The 833-nt window shown below is 64.0% G+C and carries 2 protein-coding genes and 1 pseudogene; 1 reads left to right on the plus strand and 2 read right to left on the minus strand.

Going from position 1 to position 833, the window contains the following annotated elements; translation table 11 throughout:
• Nucleotides 1-247: 247 nt before the first annotated feature.
• Both MOV75_RS40105 and MOV75_RS40110 read right to left on the minus strand, forming a co-directional pair.
• Nucleotides 248-508 carry a hypothetical protein gene (locus tag MOV75_RS40105; RefSeq protein WP_247008377.1) on the minus strand — a complete coding sequence of 87 codons (261 nt, stop codon included), beginning with the start codon at nt 506-508 and terminating at the stop codon, nt 248-250.
• Nucleotides 438-665 (minus strand): annotated as a pseudogene (locus MOV75_RS40110) (TonB-dependent receptor plug domain-containing protein); the annotation flags it as partial. The pseudogene MOV75_RS40110 and the gene MOV75_RS40105, both read right to left, overlap by 71 nt.
• On the opposite strand from MOV75_RS40110, the gene MOV75_RS40115 reads away from it, so the two are divergent.
• On the plus strand, nt 574-833 hold a 260-nt coding region (locus MOV75_RS40115), incomplete at its 3' end, for a hypothetical protein (RefSeq protein WP_247008379.1). The pseudogene MOV75_RS40110 and the gene MOV75_RS40115 sit on opposite strands and share 92 nt — an antisense overlap.

The raw sequence follows: 833 nt of genomic DNA on the forward strand, positions 1-833 counted from the left end.
ACACAAGATCGCCCCTCTTGGATGAGCCGGGATGGGCGACACATACGCCATTTCCGAATTTCGGTAAAGTGGAATATTTTTGCGCGAGCGGATTGACAGAGGGCGACACAGCAAGGTGCCGTAGCCCGGATGAGCGAAGCGACATCCGGGATCCTTGCGAGCGGCCCCGGGTATCGCTGCGCTCACCCGGGCTACATGCGATCATCGCAACCGATAGCTCACGCGGTCAGTGCACCAGCCGGCAAATCTAGAACGCCCCGGCGATCGTAAGCCGGAACGTCAGCGGCTCCACGGGATGCAGCACGTAGTCCATCACACCATTCTGGCAGACCGCGATCGGCGCGGCGCCACCGGTGCAGAGGTTGTAGAGCGTGTCGGTCTTGAGCAGCGACCCATAGGCATAGGTGATCTGGTTCGCCCTTTGTGTTAGAGGTTGAGCCTTGGCCGTGCGCGTGGGTGCGCATGTTGACGGGGACGCCGTCGACGGTGATGGCAAGGTCGGTGCCATGGTCGAGATTATAGCCGCGCAAGAAATACTGGTTGGCTTTGCCCTCGCCGGAATGCTGCGTCACGATGAGACCGGGCACGGCTTCGAGCGCTTCGCCCGGCCGCGTGAACGGGCTTGCATTGAGCTCTTCGCCGGCGATCGTGATCTCGCTCGCCATGCCGGGCTGGCCCTTCGCACCCGAGGCGACGCTGCGCACATCCGGTGCCTGCGTTGCCGCTGGATACACTGGGATACGGTGGCCGGCCGGGAGCGGCTTGGCTGAGCGGCGCGATGCGACCGACTTCTTTCGCGCCGCTGTCTCGCCGCCGCCGACCTGGATGGGCGG

It is taken from the genome of Bradyrhizobium sp. PRIMUS42 (assembly GCF_023006515.1).
GTDB lineage: Bacteria > Pseudomonadota > Alphaproteobacteria > Rhizobiales > Xanthobacteraceae > Bradyrhizobium.